This is a genomic window from Promicromonospora sp. NPDC050262 (assembly GCF_040655935.1).
Lineage (GTDB): Bacteria > Actinomycetota > Actinomycetes > Actinomycetales > Cellulomonadaceae > Promicromonospora.
Window position 1 is genome coordinate 145,391 of sequence record NZ_JBFAKX010000015.1, and the last position, 6,056, is coordinate 151,446.

General features: G+C 70.7%; 3 protein-coding genes. 2 read left to right on the plus strand and 1 reads right to left on the minus strand.

What is annotated here, in order from left to right; translation table 11 throughout:
* Window positions 1-24: 24 nt before the first annotated feature.
* Window positions 25-2,046, plus strand: a complete 2,022-nt coding sequence (locus tag AB0I29_RS21205) for a M13-type metalloendopeptidase (RefSeq protein ID WP_357485422.1) — start codon at window positions 25-27, stop codon at window positions 2,044-2,046.
* 98 nt (window positions 2,047-2,144) lie between these two features.
* On the opposite strand, the gene pepN is transcribed toward AB0I29_RS21205, so the two are convergent.
* Window positions 2,145-4,709, minus strand: coding sequence for an aminopeptidase N (gene pepN / locus AB0I29_RS21210; RefSeq protein ID WP_357485425.1), 2,565 nt, complete (start codon window positions 4,707-4,709; stop codon window positions 2,145-2,147).
* Between the two features lie 207 nt (window positions 4,710-4,916).
* Here pepN and AB0I29_RS21215 point away from each other — a divergent pair, with 207 nt between their 5' ends.
* The gene (locus AB0I29_RS21215) at window positions 4,917-5,930 is read left to right on the plus strand and encodes a hypothetical protein (protein WP_285103045.1); all 1,014 of its coding nucleotides are present in this window, start codon (window positions 4,917-4,919) and stop codon (window positions 5,928-5,930) included.
* Window positions 5,931-6,056 lie beyond the last annotated feature (126 nt).

Sequence of the window (6,056 nt, forward strand, 5' to 3'; positions counted from 1 at the left end):
GTCCACGTTGCGTACGCTGGCGCAATGACCACCGACGCCACGGGACTCACGTCGGGGATCGACCTCGACGCGCTCGACCCCGCAACCCGACCGCAGGACGACCTGTACCGCCACGTGAACGGGAGGTGGATCGACGGGCACGAGATCCCCGCCGACCGCGCGATGGACGGGGCGTTCCGCGCTCTCTACGACCAGGCCGAGGTGCACGTCCGGGAGATCATCCAGGACGCGCCCACCGGCTCCACGATCGGCGACCTGTACGCGAGCTTCATGGACACCGAGCGCATCGCCGAGCTCGGCACGACACCCCTGGACGAGGACTTCGCCCTGATCAAGGACGCCGGGGACGCCGCCGCGCTGACCCGCGCGCTGGGTGCGCTGCAGCGCACGGGCGGCACCGCCGGCGTGCGCTTCTGGGTGGACAACGACGCGTCCGACCCGGAGAAGTACGTCGTCTACCTGCGGCAGTCCGGGCTCGGCCTGCCCGACGAGGCGTACTACCGCGAGGAGCAGTACGCCGAGCTGCGCAAGAAGTACGTGCCGCACGTGGCCCGGATGCTGGGCTTCGCCCCGGTCCAGGAGACGTGGGGCATCACGCCCGAGGACGCCGCGCAGCGCGTGTACGACGTCGAGAAGCAGCTCGCCGGCCACCACTGGGACGTGGTGCGCGACCGCGACGCGACGCTCACCTACAACCCGATGACGCTGGCCGCGCTCGTCGACTCCGCGCCGGGCTTCGACTGGGTGGCCTGGGCCGAGGCGCTGGGCGTGCCGGCCGGGTCGTTCGACGACATCGTGGTGCGCGAGCCCGACTTCGCGACCGGGTTCGCCGCCCTCTGGAGCGAGCTGTCGCTGCTCGACTGGCAGCTCTGGATGACGTACCACGTGGTCAGCGCCCGGGCGCCGTACCTCACCGACGAGATCGTCGAGGCCAACTTCGACTTCTACGGCCGCACCCTCACCGGAGCGCAGGAGGTGCGCGAGCGTTGGAAGCGCGGCGTGGCGCTGGTCGAGGGCGCGCTCGGCGAGGTCGTCGGCGCGGAGTACGTCGCGCGGCACTTCCCGCCGTCGAACAAGGCCCGGATGGACCGCCTCGTGGAGGCGCTGGTCGCCGCCTACCGGGAGTCGATCGAAGGCCTCGACTGGATGACCGACGAGACCAAGGCGAAGGCGCTGACCAAGCTGGAGAAGTTCACCCCCAAGGTGGGCTACCCGGTGCGCTGGCGCGACTACTCGGGCCTGGAGGTGGACGCCGCCGACGTGGTCGGCAACGTGCGCCGCTCCAACGCGTTCGACCAGGACTACGAGCTGGCCAAGATCGGCAAGCCGCTGGACCGCGACGAGTGGTTCATGACGCCGCAGACCGTCAACGCCTACTACAACCCGGGCATGAACGAGATCGTGTTCCCCGCGGCGATCCTGCAGCCCCCGTTCTTCGACCCCGAGGCGGACGACGCCGTGAACTTCGGCGGGATCGGCGGCGTCATCGGGCACGAGATCGGGCACGGGTTCGACGACCAGGGCTCCAAGTACGACGGCGACGGCCGACTCGAGGACTGGTGGACCGACACCGACCGGACCGAGTTCGAGAAGCGCACGAGTGCGCTGATCGCGCAGTACGACGCGTTCCGGCCGGCGCAGCTGGCGGCGTCCGCCGTCGGCGAAGGTGCAGGTACCGCAGGGGAGGCCGCCGCGGAGGGCCACGTCAACGGCAGCCTGACCATCGGCGAGAACATCGGCGACCTGGGCGGGCTGTCGATCGCGATCAAGGCCTACCGGATCGCGCTCGGCAAGCCGCTGGACGAGGCGCCCGTCGTGGACGGGCTCACCGCCCTGGAGCGGATCTTCCTCGGCTGGGCCCAGGTCTGGCAGTCCAAGGGCCGCGACGAGGAGGTGCTCCGCCGCCTCGCGACGGACCCGCACTCCCCCAACGAGTTCCGCTGCAACGGCGTGGTGAGCAACGTGGACGAGTTCTACGCGACCTACGACGTCCAGCCGGGCGACGCGCTCTACCTGGCCCCGGAGGACCGGGTCCGCATCTGGTAGTCGCCCCTCACCCTTGAGGCCCGGGTTTCTTCGCTTTGAGATGGCTCAAAGCGAAGAAACCCGGGCCTCAAAGGTGAGCGGAGGTCCAGCCGCCGGCGTCAGGCGTCCTTGGCCTGGGCCTTCAGCGCCCGCTCCGTGCCCGCCAGGGCCTCGACGACCAGACGGCGCAGCGCCGGGGCCGCGTCCGCGTTCGTCTCCAGCCACGCCGCGGTGGCGTCCCGCAGCTCCGACGAGGCCAGCGGGGCCGGGTAGAAGCCCTCGATGATCTCCTCGGCGATGTGGTAGCTGCGCTCGTCCCACACCTTGAGCACGGCGTCCAGGTAGGGCTGCACGACGTCGGCCAGCGGGGCCGGGTCGTTCACGTGCAGGAACCCGAGGCCGGTGTTCCGGATGATCGCGTTCGGCACGTCGGCGGCGTCCACCACCGAGGACAGCGCGGCCAGCTTGCCCTCGACCGTGGGCTTGGCGGCCCGGGCGCGCGCGGCGGACTGGCGGCCCGTCGCGGTGTCGTCGGCGGCCAGCGTGGTGTCGATCTCCGCGTCGCCCGCCGCGCCGTTGAGCACCAGGCCCTCCAGCAGCTCCCAGCGCAGGTCGGTGTCGATCTCCAGCCCGTCGAGCGCGACCGAGCCGTCCAGCAGCCCGGACAGCGTGGCCACGTGCGCGGGCGTGGAGGCCACGTGCGCGAAGAACTTCACGAGCTGGAACTGCGTGTCCGAGGCGGCCTCGGCGTCGCCCACCAGGGACCAGAGCGTGTCGCCCACTTCCGCGAGCGTCTCCGCACGGGCCGACGGCGCCACGAACTGCTTGGCGGCCAGCACCATCTGGTTGAGCGTGGTGCGCAGCGTGGTCGACTCGGTCTCGCCGGCGATGCCGCCCAGCACGAGCTTCACGTACTCCGACGCCGGCACCTCGCCGTCGCGCACCGCGTCCCAGACCGAGCCCCACACCAGGGAGCGGGCCAGCGGGTCCGCGATGTCGGCCAGGTGCTCCAGCGCCACCGCGAGCGAGGCCGGGTCGAGCCGGATCTTCGCGTACGCGAGGTCCGCGTCGTTGAGCAGCACGAGGGCCGGGCGGTCGAGCTCGACGAGCTCCTTCACGTCCGTCCGGGCGCCGTCGACGTCGACCTCGACGAAGTGGGTGCGCGCGAGCTCCCCGGCGTCGGACAGGCTGTAGAAGCCGATGCCGAGGCGGTGCGGGCGGATCGTGGGCCACTCGGCAGGGGCCGTCTGCTCGACGACGAACGACATGATGCGGCCGTGGCTGTCCGTCTCGATGACGGGGCGCAGCGTGTTCACGCCCGCGGTCTCCAGCCAGAGCTTGGACCAGGCCTTGAGGTCGCGGCCGCTGGTGGCCTCGAGCTCGGTCAGCAGGTCCGGCAGCTCCGTGTTGCCCCACGCGTGCTTGCCGAAGTAGGCGGAGACGCCCGCGACGAAGGCGTCCCGGCCCACCCAGGCCACGAGCTGCTTGAGCACCGAGGCGCCCTTGGCGTAGGTGATGCCGTCGAAGTTGACCTGGACGTCCTCCAGGTCCTTGATCTCCGCGACGATCGGGTGCGTGGACGGCAGCTGGTCCTGCTTGTAGGCCCAGGACTTCTCCATCGCGGAGAACGTGGTCCAGGCCGCCTCCCACTCCGTGGCCTCGGCCGTGGCGAGCGTCGAGGCGTACTCGGCGAACGACTCGTTGAGCCACAGGTCGTTCCACCACTTCATGGTGACCAGGTCGCCGAACCACATGTGCGCCAGCTCGTGCAGGATCGTCACGACGCGGCGCTCGCGCACGGCCTCGGTCACCTTGGAGCGGAACACGTACGACTCCGTGAAGGTCACGCAGCCCGCGTTCTCCATGGCGCCCATGTTGTACTCGGGCACGAAGAGCTGGTCATACTTGGTGAACGGGTACGGCACGCCGAACGTCGACTCGTAGAACTCGAAGCCCTGGCGGGTCTTCTCGAAGATGTAGTCGGCGTCGAAGTGCGCCGACAGCGACTTGCGGCAGAACGCGCCGAGCGGGATCTCGCGGCCGTCCGACGACGTCAGCGACGAGCGGACCACCGCGTACGGGCCGGCCACCAGCGCCGTGATGTAGGTCGAGATGCGGCCCGTGGGCTCGAAGGTCCACGTGGCGGCCTCGACACCGGCCTCGGTGGCGTGCTGCGCCGCGGTCGGCTCCGGCGTCGGCTCGTTGCTCACGACCTCCCACGCGGCGGGCGCGGTGACCGTGAACTGGAACGTGGCCTTGAGGTCGGGCTGCTCGAAGCAGGCGAACACGCGGCGCGCGTCCGGCACCTCGAACTGGGTGTAGAGGTACACCTCGCCGTCCACGGGGTCCACGAAGCGGTGCAGGCCCTCGCCCGTGTTCGTGTAGCCGCAGTCGGCGACGACGACGAGCTCGTTGTCCGCGGCCAGCCCGTCCAGGGCGATCCGCGAGTCGGCGAACACGGCGGCGGGGTCCAGCTCGCGGCCGTTCAGCGTCACGGACCGCACGGCCGGTGCGACGAGGTCGACGAAGGTCGCGGCACCCTCGGTCGCGGTGAAGCGCAGCGTCGTGGCGGACGCGAAGGTCTCCGGACCAGTGGTCAGGTCCAGGGCGATCTCGTACGACTCGACCGATACCACGCCGGCTCGTTCGACCGCCTCGGCGCGGGTCAGGTTCTCTCCGGGCACGGGCCCTCCACGTCTGTCTGCTCATGGGCACCAAAGGCGCCCAGCGCGTCCGAATAACGCGCTTTATCGGTTGGCTTCTCGTCCGGTGTGTGAACTACCTGCGACGACTCGTCGATCATGCCACGCAGGAGTAACAGCGAGTAACGCCTTTGTGTACGATCGACCGCGGTCGCCCAGACCGACCGATTTGAGCTGAGGAGTTGCCCGATGTCCGGCACTGTGCCGCCCCCGCCACCGCCACCGGGCGGCAGCCCTGACGAGGAGCCCACCGCTCCCCTTCAGGAGCAGCACCCCGCCACCATGCCCACGCCTGTCCAGCAGGCGCCGGTGCAGCGTGTCTCGGCGGCGACGCGCAAGCCGCCCGCCATCTCGCCGACCAACCAGTTCGCCCAGGCCGTCACCCCCGCGCCGGCTGCACCGGGTGCTCCCATGGTGCAGTCCGTGCAGCGCGGCGGCGACCCGACGATGCAGCAGCAGTACTACCCCGAGCAGTACCAGCAGGGGTACGCGGCGCCGCAGGGCGGGCAGTACAACCAGGGTCAGTACCAGCAGGGTGGGCAGTACCAGCAGCAGCCCGGGCAGTACCAGCCGCCCGCGCAGTACCAGCCGCAGGGCTACGACCAGTACGGCCAGCCCGTCTACGCGGGCCAGCCGGGCGGTTACGAGCCCGAGCCCCCGCGCCGCAAGCTCAGCCCCGGCTGGATCGCGTTCATCGCCCTGGACGTGCTGCTCGTGATCGCCGCGATCGTGTTCGCCGTGAACCTGCTCGGCTCCCCCGACACCTCCGCCTCGGGCGGCGGTGAGTCCCCGGCCGCCGAGCAGTCGGCCGAGCCGGAGGCCGAGGAGGGCCTGGAGACGGACGGCGGGGCCGGCGTCGAGACGTTCGCCGCGCCGTCGCTCAACATCACCTGCACCATCTCGGCCGACGCCGCGACGTGCGGCATCGCGGAGCTCACCCAGAAGCCCGCGCCCGACGCCTCGTGCGACGGTGCGTCCGGCTACGTGGCGAAGGTCGACCCGAGCGGCAACGTGACGCAGCCGTGCGTGAGCAAGAACGACCAGCCCAAGAAGGCCAAGGGCGACGTCGCGATCCTCGACTACGGCCAGACCAAGAAGGCGCACGGCTTCACGTGCGCCAGCGCGGACACGGGCATGACCTGCGTGGCCGACGCGACGGGCAGCGGCTTCTCGATCGCCCGCGCGGGCATCGGCTCGGCCTGACCCGCACCACCCGGTATCGGGAAGTGCGCATCGACCCAGTCGCCGGGCCCGGAACTCACGTGGTTCCGGGACGAGCGTCAGCCCGCCCACCCAGGCGCCGAACGCGTTCCCGATGTTGAACGCGGC

What these genes read in the sequence shown, in the direction of transcription:
- AB0I29_RS21205 (WP_357485422.1), top strand. Translation starts at nt 25, where the DNA reads ATGACCACCGACGCCACGGGACTCACGTCGGGGATCGACCTCGACGCG.
- AB0I29_RS21215 (WP_285103045.1), top strand. Translation starts at nt 4,917, where the DNA reads ATGTCCGGCACTGTGCCGCCCCCGCCACCGCCACCGGGCGGCAGCCCT.